We start from the raw sequence: 21,315 nt of genomic DNA on the forward strand, positions 1-21,315 counted from the left end.
ACCAACACCCAGGGCCCGTTGTATCTGCTCGTCGATTGGGACAAGTCGTCGGTGATCTGGGGTAATTATGCCCTCGATTTTAAAGATACGGAATTCGCCGCGTTTAGCCGCACGTTCTACGGCGGTAAGATCGATTATCAGTCGCTGGCCACCAATCCTTATGGCGATGCGCGCACCAAGGTGCTGGTTTTCCATGCCGAGATCCAGCAAAGGCCGTCGCATAATGAATTTTTGGGCACGGGCGGGTCGCTGTATTTCCTTAAACACAAGGAGATCATCCAGGGCAGCGACAAGATCCGTTTGGAGGTGAGGGACAGGGTCACGGGTCTTCCCATCGGCAGCAAGGTCATGAAAAACGGCGCGGACTATGAACTCGACGAGGGCGAAGGCAGGATCCTGTTCTGGCAGCCGGTCTCCATGATCGTCAAGGCGGAGTCCATCGTCTCTGACGGGCTTTTGGAAGGCAATCCTGTTTACGTGGTCACGGATTATGAATACGCGGTCAAGGACAAACTGACTGAATCCAGCGAGGGTGGGCGCGTCGCTCAAGCCGTGGGGGACAATGTTGTTGTGGGCGGCACCTATGTCAGGGAAACCCAGGCCGATAAGAATTATGAATTAAAAGGCGCGGACGTGACCGTCCATCTCGGGCCTGACGCGACCGTGAAAGCCGAGACCGCGCAGACCAGCGCGTCGAGCACCAGTTCATTCGTTTCCACCGACGGCGGCATCACGTTCACGACATTGTCCACGGGCAACCTGGAAACCGGTTTGGCCTACGGCATCAAGGGCGACGCGCGCCTCTTTGACCGGCTGGGCTTAAGCAGTTATTACAAATGGATCAGCAATGACTTTGCCACGACGGATTCCAGTTCACAGCAGGGCAAAGAATTGACCGGCATGACATTGACCTTTGACCTGACGCCGGTGACGCGTTTGACCGCCCGTCGGGACATCCAGCGGCTTATGCAAAACAGCAACTTGCAGACCCAGGCGCAGGTCGGGGCCACGGAAACATCGACGACCATGGTGCAGATCGTGCATGAGGCCCAGCGCTTGAAACTGACCGGCGAATACCAGTTGACGCAGGTCAGAGAAAAGAAAGACGGGTTTGAAACAGCCACTAATCAGGAGCAGGCCGTTGTCGCGGGTAAGGCTGAATATTCGCTCACCGACCGCGTTGATGTGTTCTTGACCCAGCAGCTGGATATCAAGGACGCGTCCAAAGCCGTGACCACCGCCGGAGCGCAGGCGCGCCTCACGGACAAACTCACGCTGCGCGGCCAGGAGGCCTTCAGCAAGGAAGGCACGGCCATCAGCGCGGGACTGACGGCCAATGTGACAGAGAAGCTGGCCCTTTCCTCCGATTATACGATCGCCCGCATGAACACAGGGGGAGTTGACAGGACCATGACCATCGGCGCCGAGCAGAAGGTCAATGACAATATTTTTGCCTCCGGTTCAGTCGCAATGACGGAGTCCTCGACGGGGGACAAAACCACAACCGGTTCTCTGGGGACAAAGATGAAATTGTCCGACGCCACATCATTGCAAGCGGCCATCGGCCAGACCCAGGCGGGCGGGGCCCAAGCCAAGAACGTGGCCTCTTTGCAGGCGACCACCCAGGTGGACAAGGATTCAACGCTGTCCACCGCCTATCAGGTCAGCGGTGATGCCGCGACGGGGCAGACCAAGTCCCTCATCGTGGATGCCAGCCGCAAAGTGGATGACAAGACCTCCAGTTCTTCCAAGATGCAGGTGGATGAGGGCGCCGCGGGAGGCAAAACCACGACGCTGTCCTTCACCGATACCACAAAGATCAATGACCAGTTGCAGGCCGTGTCCGAGCGCACCTTCGGGATCGGGACCACCGGCATACAGCAGAATGCCAAATATGCCATCGTCCGCGACAAAGACGGCAAGAAACTGGAAGGCAGTTTGACCCGCCAGCTTTCCCAGGACCAGACCGCCGTCACGCAATCGAATATTTTCGGCCTGTCGGGCGACGTCAACGACAGGGTGGCTTTGCTGGGCACCATTGAAAAAGGCCGTGTCCAGAACCTCGACGGGACGAGCACCAACCGCAGTGCGTTCACGCTGGGTACGGGATACGTGCTCAAGGACGTTGAAACGGCCGTCGAGCGCCTGACGAATTCCGCCAAGGTCGAACTGCGCCTGGACAATGGCGTTGAAAACAAACGCCAGTTTGTTTTTTATAACGCCCTGGAGGGCAAGCTCACGGACAATCTCTCGGCGTCCGCCAAACTCCAGTATGACATCACCCAAAACATGACCACCAGGCAGGTTGAGGCCAGGCACAAGGAAATTATCCTCGGCACCGCGTACCGGCCCGTTAATTTTGACCGGTTGAACCTCATCGCCCAATATACGTATAAGGAAAATGTCGGCCCGTCGGGGCAGGTGAACGAGGCCGCCACGGATGTGACAGCCACCCGCGCGCAGGTTTTCTCCGGCGAAGCGGTGTATGATGTGGACGAGAACTGGCAGTTGGCCGAGAAATTCGCCCTGCGCATCAACGAGGAGAAGGTCACCGGTTTTGAGTTCAACAAGACGCACACCTGGCTTATGATCCACCGCATCAATTACCGCGTGGACCGCAACTGGCAGGTCAGCGGCGAATACAGGCGGCTGACGCAGGCGGAGGCGAAGGACAGCAAGCAGGGCTTCCTGCTGGAAGCCACCCGCAACATCAACGACAACGCCCAGTTGGGGATCGGGTGGAACTTCACCAATTTCAGCGACGATCTGACGTCGCTGAGTTATACATCCCAGGGGCCGTTCTTGCGCATGACCGGCAAGATGTATGACCGCACGCCGCAAGAAAAAGCGCGCGCCCGCGCCAAGTGGCTGGATGACCGGATCACGGAGTGGTCGTGGATCATGGTCAAAAAGGAATTGGCCAAACCCGGCAGCAAGGTCACCGCGGAACTCAATAATATGTTCGTCCTGGCCCAACAGGCGCAGAAAGCCGGCCGTTATGAGGAATCCAGACAGATCTATAAAGATGTGATCATGGCCGGACAGATGATGTTTGATGAGGCCTCGCAGTATATCCGTTCCAAGATCGCTTTTGAGGAGAAATTGGAGGAATACAACAAGGCCGCGCAGGAGTATTTCAAAGGCGGCGAATATATCAAGGCCCGTAAATTATGGGAGAAAATAGTGGAAGACGCCCAAAAGCGTGTGATACAATAATTAAAATTATGCGTTTTATCTCTATATTATTTTTTATAAGTATCGGCCATTTTGTATGGGCCGAGGAGCCGCGCTCTGCTTTGGACAATACCCCTTCTGTGGAGACCGCGGCGGTCCCGGCTTCCAAGGCCGCAACTCCCGGAATAACTCCTGGCGCATCCGCCCCTGCCATCCAGGAACAGGCTCCGTCCAGTTACGTTTACGATCTTAAGAAACTCATCATCCAGTCCCGCGAAAATATCAAGCGCGTCAACGCAAAGATCAAAGACCAGGCCGTCATCAAGCGCAACCAGAAGCGTGAAGAACGGGCCAGGGAATATTATCAGCGCGGGATGCAATTGACCGACGAGGGAAAACTCGACGAAGCGCGTGAGTATTTTGAAAAGGCCGTGCGCATCACCGATCATCCTGAAATGATCGGCTATATTAAGGAAAGCGAACGGCGGTTGAAACTGCAGGAACAGGCGATCAAGCACCAAGAGGTGCAGTACCTCAAACAGGAACAACAGGACGAGCGTTCCAAACAGGAGGACGCCCAGAACGCCTACCGGGAGGCCGTGGCCCTTTATAAAGAGAAAAAATATCAAGCCGCCAAAGACCAGTTTGAACATATTGATGCGCTGCTGCCCGATTACAAGGCCGTGCGCAGTTATCTGCGCATCCTGGACCAGGACATCATTGGGCAGGAAGCCCTGAATATCAAACAACAAAAGGTGGAGATCGAGCGCCAGAACAAGGAAGCCGAGATCGCCCGTGCGCGCGAGAAGGAGGTCTGGCGCCAGGAGATCGACCGCAAGGAAAAGGAACGCAAAGTCCAGGTCAACCAGCAGGCCGACAAGGTCTATAACGAAGCCGTCGCGCTTTATAAGGACAGGAAGTTTGCCGCGGCCAAAGAGAAATTTCAGGAAGTCGAATGGGTGGTCCCTGATTACAAGGCCGGCCGGAATTATTTAAAGAACATTGATAAGGACATTGCCGACGAAGAAAAACGAACGGCTGTGCAGAGAGAAAAGGACCTGGAAAAACAGAAGTGGGAAGAAGAGGTCGCGCGCAAGAAAGAAGAGACCCAGCTCAAAGAGATCGAGGGGCAAAGGGAGAAAGAGCACCGCAAGCAGTTGGAAGAAGAGGCCCAGTTTGTTTATCAGGCAGCCCTGACATTATTTGACAAGGGGCTTTTGGACGAGGCTTTGGAGAAATTCAATGACATTGAGAAAACAGCGCCCGGTTTTAAGTCAACGCGTATTTATATCGCCAAGGTCGCGCAATTGAAAGAGAAGGAAAAACGGCGTCAGGACGAAGCGGCGGCCCAACAGGCACGTCAGAAGGTCCTCACCGATGAGAAAGCCAAACGGGACGCCGAAGAAGCCCAGCGCCGTCAATCGGCCCAGGACAAGGCGGCGAAAGAGAAGAAGGACCACGAAGCGCCTTTGGCGAAAAAACGCGCTGAATTGGAAGAGACCAGACGCCGCACACAGGAGGCCCAGCGGTCGTATGATGAGGGTATTGCTTTATACCGTCAAAAACAATTTTTGCCTGCGAAAGAAAAATTTATGGCCGTGGCCAAAATTTTTCCGGATTTCAAGGACGCCAAAGAATATCTGAAGAAATCAGACGCGCAAGCTGTTGTCATTGTCTTACAACCGCCTCCCAAGCCGGCACGGCCTCCCAAGCCGGTACAGGTTCCCAAGCCCCAGCAGAATGCATCCAAAGAAGAACAGATGAAAGAGGCCCGGACCATCGCGGAATTGGCCCAGAGGTCCGCGGCGTTATATAAACAGATCTCCGCTTTGACCAGTGACCGCTATACCGTTACTGCCAAACGTAAACTATCCAAGGTGGAAGACGTTTTAAACGGCCTTAAAGCGCAGAAAGAACATTTGTTGCGCCAGATGCGTGAGGAAGAAGAGCGCGCCCATCGCGCCCAGGTCGCGCAAGTGTACGATGAGGGCATCGTTGCTTTGAGGAACCATGATTTTGACGGGGCCAGGACCAAATTCCTGGAATTGGAAAATACGTCGCCGGATTACAAGGCCACCCGTTCGTATTTGCAGCGGATCGAACAGGACAGGGAGCGCGCCGGACAGCAGGCGGTCCTGGAACGCACCCGGGCGGAAGAGACGCGTGCCAAGGAACTTGAGGAAAAACAACGGCGGGAAGAAACCGCGCGCGCGGCCGCTGAAGAAGACCGCAAACGCCAGTTGCGTCAGGCGCAGGAAGAAGAGATCCGTGGTTTTGCGGAGAAGGCCGCCATCCTTAATGATGATATCCTTAGGCTTGCCAAGGAACACAATTTTGACGAGGCCAAGGCCAAATTTGAAGAATTAGAGAAAGTGGTGGTTTCTTTAAAAGCCACCAAGGAAGCCATGGAATCAGGCCAGGCCAAAGAACAAGAAGCAAAGAAGCTGGCCCAGGACACACACCAGCTCAAAGAGACCCGGAAAACCGCGCGGGAAAAAGAACAGGCGCGTCAGAAAAAATTGATCAATGCCCTTGAGGTCCAGAAGAAAGAGATGGAAGGCCAGCGTCGGCAGGAGCGTTTGAATCCGAAGGAAGAGCTGACCCCCAAAGAGAGCCAGGAACGGATCGATCTTTCCAATAAGCGCAAGAAATATTTGGAGCGGGAAGAACAGCGCAAGCAGGAAATGGAGCGCCGCCGTCAGGAAGCCGAACGCCTGGAGCGCGAACGTCAGGGGAGGTCTTCGGATGCCCCCAAAGCCGGTCAGATGCAAAAGAAACTGGAGGCCGAACGCGCCGTTTTGCGCAAACAGCTGGAAGACGGGGTGGAGGCCTTATACCAGGAAGCCATAGTTTTGTATAAAGCGGGCAAATACATCGACGCTATCGAGAGATTCAATGATGTGCAGGATATTATCCCTGATTACAAACAATCCAAAGACCTTATGAAAAAAGCCATACAATTTTCAGTAAAGCCCCAGGAAAATATTCCCGGCGTGTCCCGCAATAAAGCCGTCAAAAACGCCCTCGACCGTTTCGAACCCAATGTCCGTTAATCGGCTTGGAGCTGAACAAAGTCCGTATCTGCTCCAGCACTCTAATAACCCGGTGTTCTGGTATCCATGGGGCCCGCAGGCCTTTGCCGCGGCTGTTGGCGCGGACAAGCCCATCCTTTTATCCATCGGATATTCCACCTGCCATTGGTGCCATGTCATGGCGCATGAGTCCTTTGAAAATGAAGATATCGCGAATGTCCTCAATGACCATTTTATAGCGGTCAAGGTGGACCGCGAAGAGCGGCCGGATGTGGACCATGTGTATATGGCGGCCGTTGTTGCCATGACCGGACAGGGCGGATGGCCGCTGACGGTATTTTTGACCCCCGACGGGAAACCATTTTACGGGGGCACGTATTTTCCTCCTTATGCCCAAAGCGGGTCACAGGGGTTTAAAGATATCCTGCTGTCCGTTGCCGATGCCTGGCGCAACAACCGTGAGGGCATCTTATCGTCTTCGGATGAGATCACACGATCGTTGAACGTAGGGGCACGGCATGCCGTGCCCCTACAGGATGAATTATCGGGATCGGTACTGGATGCGGCATTCCGCCAGATGTCCGCCCATTTTGACGCGGCCAACGGCGGTTTCGGTTCCAGCCCCAAATTTCCCATGCCGCACGGACTTGGGTTCTTATTGCGCCATCATCACCGCACTAAGGATCAAAAGGCGCTGGTCATGGTCGAACAGACGCTCGCGGCCATGGCCCGCGGCGGGATCTGGGACCATATCGGTTTCGGTTTTCATCGTTATTCGACGGATGCCCGATGGCATGTCCCGCATTTTGAGAAAATGCTTTATGACCAGGCCCTTTTGGCCCGCGTTTATCTGGAGGCGTTCCAGGTCACGGGTCAAAAAACATACGCTGATATTGCCGAAAATATTTTTACTTATGTTTTAAGGGACATGCGTCAGCCCGAAGGCGGTTTTTATTGCGCTGAAGATGCAGATAGCCCTGTAGGGGCGATTCCTGCCTGCCGGCAGGCAGGAATAATCGCCCATACAATCAATAAGGAAGGCGCATTCTACGTCTGGACCCACAAAGAGATCATTGAAATTCTGGGCCCCAAAGAGGCAGATGCATTTTGCGCGTGGTATGGCGTCAAGCCCGACGGCAACGCGGCCTTCGATCCCCACGGTGAGTTTGTCGGCAAGAATATTCTTTTTCTTTCCAAAGATCCCGAGGATGAACACATGGCGACCCTTTGCCGTCAACAGCTGTTTGAACGTCGGCAGACGCGTCCGCGGCCGCATTTGGATGATAAGGTCATCGTTGACTGGAACGGGCTTATGATCTCTGCTCTGGCTTTCGGCGGGCGCGTTTTGGGCAAAGAGCGATACGTGGATGCTGCCCGGGCAGCTGCTGATTTCATTTTATCCCATCTCGTGGATGATGGACGGCTTGTCCATCGCTGGAGACAGGGACAGGCGGGGATCCCGGCCACGCTGGAGGACTATGCGTTTTTTATGACAGGTCTCATTGACTTGTATGAGGCGTCTTTTGAGGGAAAATATCTGGAGCAAGCCAGACGTTTGGCCCGTGTGATGCAGGAATTGTTTGAAGATGATGTTAACGGCGGTTTTTACATGACCGCCCGCGATGCCCAAACCCTGATCACGCGGCCCAAAGAGATCTACGACGGGGCCATCCCGTCGGGTAATTCAGCGTCGGCGCTGGCCTTGCTGCGTTTGCACGCGTTGACCGGCGAAGAGGGGTTTTACGCAAGCGCATCGCGCATCTTCGCGTGTTTTTCCGGCGCTATCAGCCAGGCGCCGTCTGCTTACACACTGGCCCTGTGCGCTTATGATTTTTACCGCGAGGGAGCGACACAGGTGGTGTTGTCAGGGCCGCCCGGCGAAGCCATTGCCAAAATGACGAAAGTGTTGTATAAACATTTTGTTCCAAATAAGTCCGTGGTTCACGAAGCAGGGGCGCCAAGGGTCATGGTACGCGTTTGTAAAGGAAGGACATGCCTGACCCCGACGGACGATCCCGCGGTCCTGGAACGCCAGATCGGAGATGTTCATGAAGGCCGTTAAATTTTTTTTTCTTGCCTTAGGGATCCTTTTCGTTGTCGTTGCCATTGCCGCGTTCATTTTTATCAAAACATTCAATGTGAATACGTATTTGCCCCAGATCACCAAAGCCGCCTCCGACGCCTTGGGGCGCGAGGTGAGCATCGCCGCCGCAGGCCTCGATTTTTCCTGGCAGGGGATCGCCGTGGATGTTTTTGACATCCGCGTGGCCGGAGAGCCTTCCATTGAGGCGGGCAAAGCCAGCGTGCAGATGGGGCTCATGCCGCTCTTAAGACAGCGCAAGGTCCATGTCACTCATATCATTATTTCAGACATCAGGGTCAATGCCGGTGATGCACAGACACCTTTGGACATACGGATCCCGAAGCTGGAGGCCCATGTCAATGACCTGTCTTTGGATGCCCCTTTGCCTGTCAGCGGGGAGGCGTTCTTTACCGACGGCCGTCTGGAGAATTTCAATGTCCTTAAGGCCGTGCTGGGTCGTATCAATGTCATTCCCGGCTTGGGAGAACAGATCGAGGGTTTGTTGTCGGAAACGCTCAGGGAAAAATTAGGGGGCGATACCACCGCCCTGGATAGGGTGCGGGTAAAATTCACGCTCCGCCAGGGGCAAATTTTGATCGATGATGCCGTGGTCCAATCCCCGCTCTTCGAGGCCGGGATCAAAGGCACGGCCGGTTTTGACGGGAACGTCAGCATGGATGTGTCTTTTTATGCGGCCAAGGACCTGTCGCAGGAGATCACGCGTTTCATTACACCGCTTCAGGGCATTCTGGACCAGGACGGGCGTTTATATGTTCCCGGCAAACTCATCGGTCAGGCGCCGAAGGTCCGTTATGTTCCGAACGCCGGCTATCTGGCCAAAAAGATCGTGACCGGCGAGGGGATCAAGCAGATCAGCCAACAGTTGGAGAAAGTGCTGGATAAGAACCCCGAAGTCAAAGAGATCCTCAACAGTGTCCTTAACGGTATTTTTAAATGACCATGACGGGTAAGACAAAATTCAGCGGGGCCGTCGTTGTCGTGGTCATTTTAGCCATGGCGATCGCGTATTATCTGGTTTTTCGTCACGCTGTAATTAAGTAGCCACCTATTATGGGGACACCCACCGTAACCTTAATTAAAGCGGGGACATGGCCGTAATTAAGGTTACGGTGGGTGTCCCCAGACTGGGTACTCATTTATGCCTTGTTCCGACAGCACTTCCGGTTTGAATATCACGCTGGACGCCCACGAGCGTTTGGTCAAATTTGAATTCGCCAAGATCACCTGTTCCAGCGAGATCGCGGGAAATACGGGTTTGTCCAAATTTTGCGCGGGCAAGACCATCCAGGAAATTCTGGATCTGGATTTTTATATGCTGGCTTCCGCGCTTGACCTCAACACGGAGGAAGAAAGGCAGTTTATCCTGTATTTGGAACTTGATGCTTTAAAGGCGGGGTTGGCGCAATACCTTGGAGTGGACCATCCGTCGGTGGACCGCGAACGCTGCCGCATCACGTCCATTGAATATGCGCCTGATCTTATTGAAATTGCCGAAGTGATCTTACCGCCGAAGGAACTTCCGAAGATCTTGCCCTGCAGTTTGAAAGACAGGCCCGTGGTTTAGGTTTCTTTTTTACCCTTGGCCATTAAAATTTTGCCCGTCCGCACCATCTCCACCACACCGTATTTTTTCGCCATGGCCTCAAATTCGTTCAACTGGGCGGTGGTCCCGGTCTGTTCAATGATGTAATATTTTTCGGAAGAATCATCGATCTTGACGTGGAATTTGCGCGCGGCCTTGGTGACAAAGGCCTTGACCGCGGGCGACGCCTTCAATTTGACCAGGGACAGTTCTTTTTCAACGCTGTGGGCCATGTCATGTTCGCCGCAATGGATGACGTCCACCAATTTGCCCGCGTTCTTGATGATCTGGTCCAGGGTTTCCAGGTTTCCCCTGGCCGTGAGGGTCATGCGTGAATATTTCGGGTTGACCGTGGGGGAGACCACCAGAGAGTCAATGTTATAACCGCGCCGGGCAAAGACCAAAGCGATGCGCACCAGCACTCCGGGCTTATTGGCCACGAGCACGCTGATCGTATGGGAAGGGTCGGTATTTTTCATATTGGTCCCCTACGTAGAACCGGTCGGTTTTTCCAATTTCCCCGTCGGTTTTTCAATGATCATGTGAAAGGCGCTTTTGCCCGCCGGGACCATGGGATACACGTTGCCTTCCTTGATGACCTCCGCGTGGATGACGCAGGGGCCGGGATATTCCATGGCCTGTTTCATCACGTCATGGCAGCGTTCCACCGTGTTGATGTGAAAACCTTTGATGCCGTAGGCCTCGGCGAGTTTGACGAAATCCGGGTTGCCTTCCAGGTCCACGCCGGAAAGCCGGTTCTCAAAAAACAGCTCCTGCCACTGGCGCACCATCCCCAGATATTTGTTGTCAATGATGAGCACCTTCACCGGTAATTTGTGGATGAACATGGTTGAAAGTTCGGAGAGCGTCATTTGGAAACCGCCGTCGCCCACGATGGCCACGACCAGGTTTTTGGGTTTGCCGAACTGCGCGCCGATGGCGGCCGGAAAGCCGAAGCCCATGGTGCCCGCGCCGCCCGAGGAGATCCAGTGGTCGCCCCTACCGGAGAGGTAGAACTGCGCGGCCCACATCTGGTGTTGGCCCACGTCGGTGGTGACAATGGCGCGGCCGTTGGTCACCTTGTAACAGGTATCAAGGACGTACTGGGCGGTGAGGCCTTTGTCATTTTCGTATTTGAGCGGGAATTCTTTGCGGTAAAAGGCCAGTTCCGCCAGCCATTCCTTGGTATCCAGCGGCGCGACGTGTTTGATGAGCTCTTCCACGGTTTCCCTGGCATCGGCCACCACCCAGGCATCGGGTTTGACGATCTTGTTGATCTCGGAGAAATCCGCGTCAATGTGCAGTTTTTTGGCTTTCACGCAGAATTCGCGGTTGTCGCCGTTGATGCGGTCGTCCCAGCGCGAGCCGATGGACAGGATGAGGTCGCAATTGATGATCGCCTTGTTGGCATAGGCGGTGCCGTGCATGCCCAGCATTCCCAAAGACAAGGGATGGGTTTCGGGGAATTCCCCTTTGCCAAGAAGCGTGTTGGTCACGGGCGCGTTGAGTTTTTCCGCCAGTTTCTTGATGGCGTCCCCGGCGCGCGCGATCACAGCACCATGCCCCACCAGCAAAAGCGGCTTTTTGGAGCCCTTGAACATTCCGGCCATCTTCAGGACATCGTGTTGATTGGGTTTGGGCAGTTCCTTGTAACCCGGAATGTCCATTTCAGGATTGAGGGTGCCGCCGGTGAACGGGGCGGACGTGATGTCCTTGGGCAGATCGATGAGCACAGGCCCGGGCCGTCCGGTCTGGCAGATATGCCAGGCCTCTTTGATGACGCGCGGGATGTCATTGGTGTTTTTGACCAGATAACTGTGTTTGACGATGGGCATGGTGATGCCCACGATGTCCGCTTCCTGGAAAGCGTCCTTGCCGAGCATGGAGGTGATGGTCTGGCCCGTGAGCACGATGATGGGCACGGAATCCATATGGGCGGTCAAAATGCCGGTCACCGTGTTGGTAGCGCCGGGGCCCGAGGTCACCAGGACGACACCGGGCCTGCCCGTGGCCCGGGCATAACCGTCGGCCATGTGGGTGGCGCCCTGTTCATGGCGGGTCAAAATGAGCTTGATCTTGGAGCCCACCAGGGCATCAAAAATAGGGATGGCCGCACCGCCGGAAAGGCCCCAAATGTACTCAACGCCGAAATTCTCCAGGCATTGGACAAGGGCTTGGGCGCCGTTGATGGGCTGTGGTTTTTTGGTCGCTGTTTTAGTCATCATGAAGCCGTATCTTATCACAAACCCAAAAGTTTCGCCAGCTCGCCGTTCTCGTGCATTTCGGTGATGATGTCACAGCCGCCGACGAACTGGCCTTTGATGAAGATCTGGGGGATGGTGGGCCAGTCGGTGAATTCCTTGACGCCCTGGCGCAGTTCTTCGCTGGCCAGAATGTCATGGCTTTTGATGGGAAGGTTGTAGGATCGCAGGATCTGCACGGACCTGGCCGAAAACCCGCACTGGGGCGCGTCCGGCGTGCCTTTCATGTAGATCACGATCGGATTGGTCTTGATCTCGTTTTCAATGTCCTGCCGCATTTTATCTGATAACATAATCGTCTCCTAAATGACCCCGCCGTCGGCGGGGGAATTTAAAAACCGTATTGTGATTTGACGTCCTCCCACTTGGCAGGGGTGAAAGTTTTTAAGGCCAAAGCGTGCACAGCGCCGGCGAGCGCTCCTTTGAGCGGCGCCATGACCATTTGATGTTGCTGTATCAACGTTTTCCCCTCAAAGGCCGGGGCAATGACAAAGGCCTGCAGATGCTGTCCATCGTTCATGGGGTCGAGAACATGCGCGGCGGCCCCGGGGATGGAGCGTTCAATAGCGTTCTTGATTTCCTGGACCGTCATTTGTTTTTCTTGAACCACTCAATGATATCTGATGATTCATAGAGCGCTTTGCCGTTGATGACCAGACACGGCACTTGGGTCTTGCCGCCGATCTTGATGAGTTCATCGCGGAAAGAAGGGTTTGCGTGGGTATCTTTCATGGGCACGCTGATATTTTCTTTGGACAGAAAGTCGCGCACGCGGCCGCAATACGGACAGCCCTGAAAATGATAAAGGGTCAATGGCATAGTTGAGTCCTTATTTTACAGATTTTTCGACGAAATCAATGACTTTTTCCTGCAGAGCGACGTTATACAGGCGGTTCATTTCCTGCATGCAGGTCGGGGAGGTGACGTTGACCTCGATCAAAAACCCGCCGATGATGTCAATGCCGACGAAATAAAGCCCCAAACGCAGCAGATGCTCTTTGAGGACGCCGATGATGTGGCTGTCGCGGGCCGTGAGCTGGGCCGCGTGCGGTTTACCGCCGGCAAAGAAATTATTACGGTGGTCGCCTTCCTCGTGCACGCGCAGCACGGCGCCCAGCGGTTCGCCGTTTAACAGCAAAATGCGTTTGTCCCCGCTCTCTGCGTCCGGCACGTAACGCTGGAGGACAACGGGCACCGACCAGCGCCGGGAGAGGTTTTCCAGAATGACCTTGGTGTTGGTGTCCCCGGGCTTGATATGAAAGACCGCGTGCCCGCCGAACGCGTTGGTCGGTTTGGCAATGACGCCGTTTCCGCCGGAGGCGGATCCGCCTTTGGCGGACTTTTCTTTGGCGATGAAATCCAGAAGGTCAGGACGCCTGCAGGAAATGAGGGTTTTCGGAGTGATGTCCGTAAATTGCGCGGCCCAGATCTTTTCATTGACGGTGCGTATGCCCGACGGTTTGTTGATGACGAGGACGTTGGGGGGCAGCTGGTCCAAAAGCCATGTGTTCATCAGGTATTGTTCGTCCACCGGAGGGTCGGGACGCACGAACACGGCGTGGACCTGGTCTTGCGTCAGGGTGGCCGCGTGTTCTTCAATGAACGGCTCATGGACGATTAGTTGCGGCTTGACCTTGACGACGTGAAAATGCACCTTGCCGTCTTTGAGCGCGATGCCGTCCTCGGCCAGGAAATACACGTCATGCCCGCGCGCGTGCGCGCCGACCATGAGGATGAAGGTGGTGTCTTTTTCCATCGCCACTGTTTCCAGCGGGTCCATCAAAAAGAGGAATTTCATCGGGCCTGGCTCTCCAATTCCCGGGTCTCGCGTCCCGCCGCCACTCCGGCGATGCGGGCGAGGATCCGGTAGATGTCAAAGATGTTCATGTTGTGTTTGACCCCGCAGTCCTGGCCGTATTTGTCCAAATGGGGACATACCTTTTGGAAAGCCATGCCGCCGGGGGAATTCAGGTTCTCGCGCGGGCTCTTGCCGGTATGATAACGGTAAAACCCGCCGATGAGATTGTTGTCGACTTGATAAATGCATACTTCGCAGGGGCTTTGTTCGATGCGCTGGATGGTGGGCACGCCTTCCTGCAATAGAAAACGCGTGACCGGTTGTCCGCTTTTGCCGCGCAAAAGGTCATTGCGTTTTTTGCGGTTGAGTTCCAGGATCTGCGCCGGGTCCTCGATGGGCACGACCCCCATGCCGTAGGTGCCGCTGTCGGCCTTGATGAAGGCAAAGGGCTTTTCGTTGATCTTGTGTTCTTTGTATTTCGCGCGCACACCGTCAAACAACCGGACCGCGGCGTCATGCAGTTTTTGATGCCCCTCGTCGCTGTTGATGTCCACGTCGTCCACGGCCTCAAAGAGGCAGGAAAAAAGCCACGGGTCCAGACCTACGATGCGGGCGAATTCTTCGGCAAGCCGGCCGGTTTGGATGAAATGTCCGGATTTCAACCGCGCGTGCCAGCCCGCGTGCATGGACGGGAACACCGGGACATTGGACTTTTTAAGCGCGTCGGGAATACCGGAGGAAAGGTCATTGTTCATGACGATCAGGTCGCATTGCGTGCACGCGGTCTTGATGTCTTCGGGAAAGGCCACGCTGACCTCAAATCCCGCTTTACGGATGATGTCCTGCAGGATGCGCACATTTTCCAGATAGGCGGTGTTCCGGGTGTGCTCTTCGGTGACGATGAGGATCTTGCGTGCCCCAGGCACACGCTTGAGGATGGCTTCGCGGATAAAATGCGAGGCGTCGGCAATGCCGTGTTCGCACAGGTTATTGAACCCGGCGGGAAAAAGGTTGGTGTCCACCACCGTCATTTTAAATCCCGCGTCGCGGATATCAACGGAGGAATAGAAGGGTGTCTCCTTTTTTTCATGGCCCAACAGCCATTGATGGACCTCTTCCTGCTTGCTTTGGATGCAGGGCACGCAGAAACTTCCGGTGAAATTATTTTGGACGGTCAGTGATTTACGCATATTGGATGTGCTACAATGATCGCATGGATCGAATATCTCTTGAGCGTATTTTGCGCGAACATTTCCAGCCGTCCGCGCTTGAAGTGATCGACGATTCTCCTTTGCATGCCGGCCACGCCGGGGCGGGTCAGGGCGGCCATTACCGCGTCGTCATCGTCGCTGAAGCGTTCAAGGGGCAAACATCCCTAAAAAAACACCGCATGATCTACGACGCCCTGTCTTCCCATTGGCATGGCAATATCCACGCTTTGTCCATTCGGGCCTCATGTCCGTAATTTATATCCCATTTTGAATTTTAAGTGCCGCCTCGGCCTTGCGCGCGCTGTTGCGCACGATCTCCGGCAGGGCGGGGTGAATGTAGATCATGTTGAGAAGATCATCCAGCGTGCCGTTCTTGTTCATGAAGGCAATGACCATGTGGATCATGTCCGAGGCCTCATCCCCGATGATATGACAACCCAGGATCCTGCGGGATTTGCGCTCGACCAATAGTTTACAAAAACCATGGTCAGATAGCAAGGCCATACCCATGGCACTGCTTTTGTAGGGATTAAGCCCGACGACATAGTCTGCGCCCTCGTCTTTGAGTTGCTCCTCGGTTTTTCCCACACCCGCGATCTGCGGATGCGCGAAGATCGCGTGAGGCATGGGCGGATATTGGATGGGGCGTTTGGGACTGTTGCCGAACAGCGCATGGAACAGGTATTCGCCCTCAAAATTAACGCTGTGCCTGAAAAAATAACGGCCGATGCAATCGCCCAAAGCATAAACACCATCGGCAGATGTTTGCAGAAAATCGTCCACGGCGATGAAGGCACGGTTGTTGAGGCGTATGCCGGCATTTTCAAGATGCAAGGTATCCGCGTTGGAGACAATGCCTGTGGCGACTAAGAGTGCCTCGGCGGAGATCTTTTGGTTTTGGTTGTTTTGGGTGTAATGCACGGTGAATTGCCCGTCGCCATGCTCCACGCGCGCGGGCACGGCGCCAAGGCGTATGTCGTGGCGTTGGGAAAAGACCCGGACAAATTCAGCAGCTACTTCGGCGTCTTCGTTTCGCAGCATGGAGGAGCGCACCAGAAAACACGTTTTGGTCCCCAGCGCCCCATAGGCATGGCCCAGTTCAGCCGCGATATACCCGCCGCCTAAAATGATCATGCTTTTGGGCAAGGCTGTGCTGCGCAGGGCCTCGGTGCTGGTCATAAAAGGCGTTCCGGCCAGACCCGGGATATCGGGAATGTGGGGCCGGGTACCGATGGCGATAAAGATTTTTGGCGCTGTCATGCGTTCGCCGTTGACCTCAATAGTTTTGTTATCAATGAATTTGGCTTCGCCTTTGATAGAGGTGATATTGGGGTGTTTGCTGTAACTGGCCGCGATCTTGTCGGAATCATTGTCCACGGTCTGCGAAATGCGGGTGACGAGTTTGGCAAAATCCACCGTGAAGTTGGGATCATTGTGCAGATCAAATTTGCGGGCCTCTTTGATGGCCAGGGCCACGTCCGCCGGATGGATGAGCATTTTGGAGGGGATGCATCCGCGGTTAAGACAAGTGCCACCCAGGCGGTCTTTTTCAATGACCGCGACCTTATGGCCCAGGGAGGCGGCCGGAGAGGTGATCTTGGCCCCGCCGCCGGAGCCGATTGTAATGACATCAAAAGTTTTCATATTTTAGATAAACTTTCTTCTAGATATTTTTCTAAACGTGCAATGGTCGGCTCCAGCGTCGTGTATTGCATTAATTCCATACGCACTTGGGCAATGTTCGCCAGGCCTTTGAGATAGCCCGCGTAATGTTTGCGGAAGGTGATGACCCCGCCTTTTTCGCCTTTGTGCGCCACGTTGAGTTTCAGATGTTCCATGCAGGTCTGGATACGTTCTTCAACGGACGGTTCCGGCAAATGGGAGCCGGTTTTCAGATAATATTTGGTTTGCTTGAAGATCCACGGATTGGCGATGGCGCCGCGGCCGATCATGACCCCGTCGCATCCGGTCGCGAACATGGCCTGGACGTCCTCGGGGGAGGCGATGTCCCCGTTGCCGATGACAGGGATCTTAACGGCTTTTTTAATTTTCTCCAGCCAGGACCAGTCGGCAAAACCGTTATGGGCTTGGGCACGGGTGCGGCAGTGCAGGGTGAGCGCCTGCGCGCCGGCATCCTCCACCATCTTTGCCACGTCGGTGATGACGATGCTTTCCTCGTCCCACCCTAAGCGTGTTTTGACCGTGACCGGCAATTTCGTGCCCTTGACCGTGGCTTTGACAATGGCCTCAAACAGGGGAAGGTCGCGCAAAAGTCCGGCGCCTTCATTGCGCGCCACGTGGTTTTTGACCCAGCATCCGCAATTGACGTCAATAAAATCCGGTTTGAGGCGTTCAATGGCCTGGGCCGCGCCGGACATGGCCTCGGGCCGTCCGCCGAATATCTGGATGGCCACCGGCCGTTCCTCATCGCAGATCTCTATTTTTTCCATGATGCGGGGGATGTCGCGGATGATCCCCTCGGAAGAGGTGAATTCCGTATACACGATGTCCGCGCCCAGGCGTTTGCAGATGACGCGAAACGGCATTTCCGTCACGTCTTCCATGGGCGCCAGGCACAGGGGTTTGTCGATGGTCAGGGAACCGATTTTCATAACGCGCTATTATAACTAAATTTACTTTTTATGCAAATCTAGTATAATTGGGCCCTATGGCCATTGTTTTGGATATTAGAGAAGACGCCATCCGCAGGGGCATAAGGACTGTTGGGGTGGGTAAGAAGGGCAGTAAGTCCTTAAGCGGTCCATTAGCCCAAGAGATCGCGGAAGATCTTAAAGCAGGCAAGGTGACGCCCGCGTCTGCCGGCGCTTTTTTTGCCGGGCTTTTTTATAAAGGCACGACACCGGACGAAGAGGTCTTGGACAGCGCTTTTGAAACGCCGGGCGCGCTCAAAGACCCGCGGCTTTTGGTCAAGGCCTTAGCTTCGGATGCCCCGGATTTTGTGCAGGACATTTGCCTGCGGCTTTTGTCCGGCCAGACGCTGGATAAGAATACCGCTTATCGTCTGGGTCAATTTTTATTGTCTGATGCGTCCGGTGATGGGGCCAGGGGCTTGATCGCCAGTTTGCTGCGGGTGCGCTATGAGACCGATGATGAATATGAAGGTTTGCTCACAGCCATCAATGAAACCATCGTGCCCGCGTTCCGCGCGCTCGTGCCGTCGGGAGAGCCGATCATCCAAATGGCTGAACCGTTTGACGGCAATGACCATTCCTATATGGTCACGCCTTTGTTGGGCAGGTATGCGCAGGGACTGGGTTACAGGGTTGTCCATTTAACGGGCCGCAACAGCGGGCCGAAATCGGTTTATAATCTTTTGGATGTTGCCGATGCGCTGGCTGTGCCTTACGCGCGGGGGAATGCGGATCTAGGAAATCCGAAACCGGAATACGGCCGGTTCATCCGCCAGCAAGACCTGTCCCCGGCCGTGGACCGCTGGGTGGACATCCGCCGTCAGACCATCAAGCGTCCGTTCTTGGCGACGCTGGAGAAATTTTTAAACCCTGCGGCTGCGCGCGTTGTCGTGACTTCGGCCTTCCATCCGCCGTACGGCGAGAAAATGCGGACAGTGTCCGAACGCGCGGGTTTCGCGGGAATTGTCGTTGTCCGCAACGGCATGGAAGGCGGTTTGGGTTTTCCGCTGATGCGTCCGGCGAAGATTTTGTTGTCCGCGCGTCAAAAAGACGGTTCTTATCTGCGTCATGAAATGGATTTTGACGCCGGTGTTAAAATAGAAGTTGAGGAAAAAAGGGAATGCCTTTTGGCGTCGGAAAACGCCCGGCTCATTGAACAATATGCCCGCGCGGGTTCAAGCGGGGACAGACATTTTGACCTAAGGACCAGGGCCACGTGCGCGGGTTTCCATCAGGCCCTGGAATGGTTGAAAAGGAGCGGAATATGATGTCTTTGCAAATACGCATGGCACTTTTGGTGGCGGCTCTGTTCGCTATTGTTTACGCGGCCATTGTCCTGATCGGAACGGCCATGGGGATGAACGATTTTTATTTTTATCTGATCATTTCCGTGGGGTTGATGTGGTTGCAATTCATGATCGGCCCCAAGATCATTGAATGGACCATGCAGTTAAAATACATCAAGCGCGAAGATGACCCGAAACTCTGGAGTATGGTCGAGGAGATGGCCCGCAAGGCCAATATCCCCATGCCGCGCGTGTGCATTTCACCGTCGCAGGTGCCCAATGCGTTCGCGTTCGGCCGTGGTCAGCGCGACGGGCGCGTGTGCGTTTGCCAGGGCATCCTGCGCCTGCTGGACGAGGAAGAATTAAAAGCGGTTTTAGGCCATGAATTGACCCATCTTAAAAACCGCGATGTGGTCGTCATCACCTTATTGTCGGTGGTCCCCATGATCATGTACCGCCTGGCCTGGCATTTCATGTGGTACGGCGGCGGACGCAGGAATGACCGCAACGCGCCCAGCGGCCTTGTCATCGGGTTGGCCGCGTTCCTGTTTTATTTCATCACCAATCTTCTGGTGCTCTACGGTTCGCGCATCCGGGAATATTACGCGGACAAGGGCTCCGTTGAATTAGGCAATAAACCATCAGCTTTAGCGTCGGCATTGTATAAACTGGTCTATGGCTCCGCGCGCATGGCCAACACCGAAGACCTCAAGCAGGTTGAAGGGATGAAAGCATTTTTTCTCAATGACCCGTCGCAGGCCATGAATGAGATCAAAGACCTCGCTCAATTGGATATCAACAAAAGCGGCACCATTGACACCAATGAACTGTTCCGCTTGAGGAACAAGACGGTCACCCTGTCCACGGGCGAGAAAATGATGGAATTGCTGGGCACGCACCCGAACATGCTCAAGCGCATCAAACATTTATCAGATCTCAAATGAAAATTTCTTTTTACACATTGGGCTGCCGGCTCAATCAAAGCGAGACCGCCTCCATCCGCAATTCCTTTGAGGTCGGCGGCTATACCGTTGTTGATTTTGACAAGCCATCAGACATCGCGGTCATCAATACCTGCACCGTGACCGAAGGGGGAGACACGGACACGCGGCGTCTGGTCCACCGCGTCAATCGCCTCAACCCCAATGCCCGTATCGCCTTGGTTGGCTGTCAGGCCCAGGTGCAAAAGGAGCGATTAGCGACCTTACCCAACGTGCGCTGGATCGTCGGCAATCAGAAGAAAATGGACCTGGTGGATGTGTTCCGCCGCTATCCCGACCCTGTGCAGGCCGAAGTGATCACGCCGACCATTGAACGCGAAGCATTCACCATCGCGGTTTCATCCGTAGATGACCGGCATACCCGCGCCAATATCAAAATTCAGGATGGCTGTGACTTTTTCTGTTCATTCTGCGAAATTCCTTACGCGCGCGGCCGGGCCCGTAGCCGTGTCTTTGACGACATTATTAAGGAAGCGCGCATTTTGGCGCAAGCAGGCCGCCGTGAGATCGTTTTGACCGGTATCAATATCGGCACTTACGGCCATGAAGGCAAAAAATTGATGGATGTCATCGCGCGCTTAGAAGGCATCGCCGGCATTGACCGCATCCGCATATCGTCTATTGAACCGACCACCATTCCTTTGGAAATATTCGGCCGCATGGGCCAGGGCAAATTATGCCGCTATCTGCACATCCCCTTGCAAAGCGGCCATGATGATATTTTGTCCGCCATGAAGCGCAAATACACGACGGGTGAGTTCAGAAATTTTATCCGCGGGGCTTACGCGCAAGTGCCGCAGATCTGCATCGGCACCGACGTGATCGTTGGTTTTCCGGGAGAAACCGACGCGCAGTTCGCGGATGCCGAGGCGTTTTTGAGGCAAGAGCCCATCCATTATTTTCACGTGTTCAGTTATTCCCAACGGCAAATGGCTAAAAGTAAGGACATGGGGGAGGTTGTTGCCCCGCAAACCATCAGCAAGCGCAGTCAAATTTTACGCGACCTAAGCCAGCGCAAACGCCTCATGTTTTATGGATCGCTCATCGGCACCACACAGGCGGTTTTGTTTGAAGAACAAAAAGGCGGATTCTGGACCGGCCTGACCGACAATTATGCGCGGGTCAAGGTCAGATCCGACACTGACCTCCACAATCAATTAGTCCCTGTCCGTTTGGAAAAAATGGACGGGCAGGCTATTTACGGGGAGTATTGAT

Annotated in this window: 18 protein-coding genes; 9 read left to right on the plus strand and 9 right to left on the minus strand. The window is 54.6% G+C overall.

The features are described 5' to 3' along the window. From Q7K71_04905 to Q7K71_04925, 5 genes are all read left to right on the plus strand, one after another. Window positions 1-3,216 (plus strand): hypothetical protein (locus Q7K71_04905; protein MDO8675438.1); only part of this gene is annotated, 3,216 nt, incomplete at its 5' end. Window positions 3,217-3,224: 8 nt separating this feature from the next. Further along, window positions 3,225-6,227 (plus strand): hypothetical protein, encoded by a 3,003-nt coding sequence (locus Q7K71_04910; GenBank protein ID MDO8675439.1) that lies wholly within the window; start codon window positions 3,225-3,227, stop codon window positions 6,225-6,227. Next, window positions 6,217-8,268 carry a thioredoxin domain-containing protein gene (locus Q7K71_04915; GenBank protein ID MDO8675440.1) on the plus strand — a complete coding sequence of 684 codons (2,052 nt, stop codon included), beginning with the start codon at window positions 6,217-6,219 and terminating at the stop codon, window positions 8,266-8,268. Before Q7K71_04910 ends, Q7K71_04915 begins: the two co-directional genes overlap by 11 nt. Continuing rightward, complete coding sequence (locus Q7K71_04920) at window positions 8,255-9,247, plus strand: AsmA-like C-terminal region-containing protein (protein MDO8675441.1); 993 nt, start codon at window positions 8,255-8,257, stop codon at window positions 9,245-9,247. The genes Q7K71_04915 and Q7K71_04920 overlap by 14 nt, the downstream gene beginning before the upstream one ends. A gap of 201 nt (window positions 9,248-9,448) precedes the next feature. Further along, the gene (locus Q7K71_04925; protein MDO8675442.1) at window positions 9,449-9,874 is read left to right on the plus strand and encodes an iron-sulfur cluster assembly scaffold protein; all 426 of its coding nucleotides are present in this window, start codon (window positions 9,449-9,451) and stop codon (window positions 9,872-9,874) included. On the opposite strand, the gene ilvN is transcribed toward Q7K71_04925, so the two are convergent. The 7 genes from ilvN to Q7K71_04960 are packed head-to-tail and all read right to left on the minus strand — an operon-like array spanning window position 9,871 to window position 15,141. Next, complete coding sequence (gene ilvN / locus Q7K71_04930; GenBank protein MDO8675443.1) at window positions 9,871-10,371, minus strand: acetolactate synthase small subunit; 501 nt, start codon at window positions 10,369-10,371, stop codon at window positions 9,871-9,873. The genes Q7K71_04925 and ilvN overlap by 4 nt on opposite strands. Before the next feature lie 9 nt (window positions 10,372-10,380). After that, complete coding sequence (gene ilvB, locus Q7K71_04935; GenBank protein MDO8675444.1) at window positions 10,381-12,114, minus strand: biosynthetic-type acetolactate synthase large subunit; 1,734 nt, start codon at window positions 12,112-12,114, stop codon at window positions 10,381-10,383. Between the two features lie 17 nt (window positions 12,115-12,131). After that, entirely contained in the window at window positions 12,132-12,446 is a 315-nt protein-coding gene (gene grxD, locus Q7K71_04940; GenBank protein ID MDO8675445.1) for a Grx4 family monothiol glutaredoxin, read from the minus strand. 38 nt (window positions 12,447-12,484) lie between these two features. Next, window positions 12,485-12,745: a BolA/IbaG family iron-sulfur metabolism protein gene (locus Q7K71_04945; GenBank protein MDO8675446.1), complete on the minus strand. Its 261-nt coding sequence runs from the start codon at window positions 12,743-12,745 to the stop codon at window positions 12,485-12,487. Continuing rightward, window positions 12,742-12,972, minus strand: a complete 231-nt coding sequence (locus tag Q7K71_04950; protein MDO8675447.1) for a glutathione S-transferase N-terminal domain-containing protein — start codon at window positions 12,970-12,972, stop codon at window positions 12,742-12,744. The genes Q7K71_04945 and Q7K71_04950 overlap by 4 nt, the downstream gene beginning before the upstream one ends. A 10-nt stretch (window positions 12,973-12,982) precedes the next feature. Further along, the gene (gshB, locus tag Q7K71_04955) at window positions 12,983-13,951 is read right to left on the minus strand and encodes a glutathione synthase (protein ID MDO8675448.1); all 969 of its coding nucleotides are present in this window, start codon (window positions 13,949-13,951) and stop codon (window positions 12,983-12,985) included. Next, the gene (locus Q7K71_04960) at window positions 13,948-15,141 is read right to left on the minus strand and encodes a glutamate--cysteine ligase (GenBank protein ID MDO8675449.1); all 1,194 of its coding nucleotides are present in this window, start codon (window positions 15,139-15,141) and stop codon (window positions 13,948-13,950) included. The genes gshB and Q7K71_04960 overlap by 4 nt, the downstream gene beginning before the upstream one ends. Window positions 15,142-15,164: 23 nt before the next feature. Here Q7K71_04960 and Q7K71_04965 point away from each other — a divergent pair, with 23 nt between their 5' ends. Then, window positions 15,165-15,416: a BolA family protein gene (locus Q7K71_04965; protein ID MDO8675450.1), complete on the plus strand. Its 252-nt coding sequence runs from the start codon at window positions 15,165-15,167 to the stop codon at window positions 15,414-15,416. A 1-nt stretch (window position 15,417) separates the two neighbouring features. On the opposite strand, the gene Q7K71_04970 is transcribed toward Q7K71_04965, so the two are convergent. After that, on the minus strand, window positions 15,418-16,806 hold the full coding sequence (locus tag Q7K71_04970; GenBank protein MDO8675451.1) for a dihydrolipoyl dehydrogenase: 1,389 nt from the start codon (window positions 16,804-16,806) through the stop codon (window positions 15,418-15,420). Further along, a complete protein-coding gene (dusB, locus tag Q7K71_04975; protein ID MDO8675452.1) occupies window positions 16,803-17,774 on the minus strand; it encodes a tRNA dihydrouridine synthase DusB in 972 nt (323 codons plus the stop codon). Before dusB ends, Q7K71_04970 begins: the two co-directional genes overlap by 4 nt. 56 nt (window positions 17,775-17,830) lie before the next feature. Between dusB and Q7K71_04980 the strand changes: the two genes are divergently transcribed. Genes Q7K71_04980 through mtaB form a run of 3 tightly spaced genes read left to right on the plus strand, consistent with a single transcriptional unit; the run spans window position 17,831 to window position 21,314 of the window. After that, complete coding sequence (locus Q7K71_04980) at window positions 17,831-19,081, plus strand: hypothetical protein (protein MDO8675453.1); 1,251 nt, start codon at window positions 17,831-17,833, stop codon at window positions 19,079-19,081. Beyond that, window positions 19,081-20,043: a zinc metalloprotease HtpX gene (locus tag Q7K71_04985; GenBank protein ID MDO8675454.1), complete on the plus strand. Its 963-nt coding sequence runs from the start codon at window positions 19,081-19,083 to the stop codon at window positions 20,041-20,043. The genes Q7K71_04980 and Q7K71_04985 overlap by 1 nt, the downstream gene beginning before the upstream one ends. Beyond that, a complete protein-coding gene (gene mtaB, locus Q7K71_04990; protein MDO8675455.1) occupies window positions 20,040-21,314 on the plus strand; it encodes a tRNA (N(6)-L-threonylcarbamoyladenosine(37)-C(2))-methylthiotransferase MtaB in 1,275 nt (424 codons plus the stop codon). The genes Q7K71_04985 and mtaB overlap by 4 nt, the downstream gene beginning before the upstream one ends. The last annotated feature ends 1 nt before the right edge of the window (window position 21,315 follow it).

Source organism: Candidatus Omnitrophota bacterium (genome assembly GCA_030650275.1).
Classification (GTDB): domain Bacteria; phylum Omnitrophota; class Gorgyraeia; order Zapsychrales; family Fredricksoniimonadaceae; genus JACPXN01.

What these genes read in the sequence shown, in the direction of transcription:
- Q7K71_04910 (MDO8675439.1), top strand. Translation starts at nt 3,225, where the DNA reads ATGCGTTTTATCTCTATATTATTTTTTATAAGTATCGGCCATTTTGTA.
- Q7K71_04915 (MDO8675440.1), top strand. Translation starts at nt 6,217, where the DNA reads ATGTCCGTTAATCGGCTTGGAGCTGAACAAAGTCCGTATCTGCTCCAG.
- Q7K71_04920 (MDO8675441.1), top strand. Translation starts at nt 8,255, where the DNA reads ATGAAGGCCGTTAAATTTTTTTTTCTTGCCTTAGGGATCCTTTTCGTT.
- Q7K71_04925 (MDO8675442.1), top strand. Translation starts at nt 9,449, where the DNA reads ATGCCTTGTTCCGACAGCACTTCCGGTTTGAATATCACGCTGGACGCC.
- ilvN (MDO8675443.1), bottom strand. Translation starts at nt 10,371, where the DNA reads ATGAAAAATACCGACCCTTCCCATACGATCAGCGTGCTCGTGGCCAAT.
- ilvB (MDO8675444.1), bottom strand. Translation starts at nt 12,114, where the DNA reads ATGACTAAAACAGCGACCAAAAAACCACAGCCCATCAACGGCGCCCAA.
- grxD (MDO8675445.1), bottom strand. Translation starts at nt 12,446, where the DNA reads ATGTTATCAGATAAAATGCGGCAGGACATTGAAAACGAGATCAAGACC.
- Q7K71_04945 (MDO8675446.1), bottom strand. Translation starts at nt 12,745, where the DNA reads ATGACGGTCCAGGAAATCAAGAACGCTATTGAACGCTCCATCCCCGGG.
- Q7K71_04950 (MDO8675447.1), bottom strand. Translation starts at nt 12,972, where the DNA reads ATGCCATTGACCCTTTATCATTTTCAGGGCTGTCCGTATTGCGGCCGC.
- gshB (MDO8675448.1), bottom strand. Translation starts at nt 13,951, where the DNA reads ATGAAATTCCTCTTTTTGATGGACCCGCTGGAAACAGTGGCGATGGAA.
- Q7K71_04960 (MDO8675449.1), bottom strand. Translation starts at nt 15,141, where the DNA reads ATGCGTAAATCACTGACCGTCCAAAATAATTTCACCGGAAGTTTCTGC.
- Q7K71_04965 (MDO8675450.1), top strand. Translation starts at nt 15,165, where the DNA reads ATGGATCGAATATCTCTTGAGCGTATTTTGCGCGAACATTTCCAGCCG.
- Q7K71_04970 (MDO8675451.1), bottom strand. Translation starts at nt 16,806, where the DNA reads ATGAAAACTTTTGATGTCATTACAATCGGCTCCGGCGGCGGGGCCAAG.
- dusB (MDO8675452.1), bottom strand. Translation starts at nt 17,774, where the DNA reads ATGAAAATCGGTTCCCTGACCATCGACAAACCCCTGTGCCTGGCGCCC.
- Q7K71_04980 (MDO8675453.1), top strand. Translation starts at nt 17,831, where the DNA reads ATGGCCATTGTTTTGGATATTAGAGAAGACGCCATCCGCAGGGGCATA.
- Q7K71_04985 (MDO8675454.1), top strand. Translation starts at nt 19,081, where the DNA reads ATGTCTTTGCAAATACGCATGGCACTTTTGGTGGCGGCTCTGTTCGCT.
- mtaB (MDO8675455.1), top strand. Translation starts at nt 20,040, where the DNA reads ATGAAAATTTCTTTTTACACATTGGGCTGCCGGCTCAATCAAAGCGAG.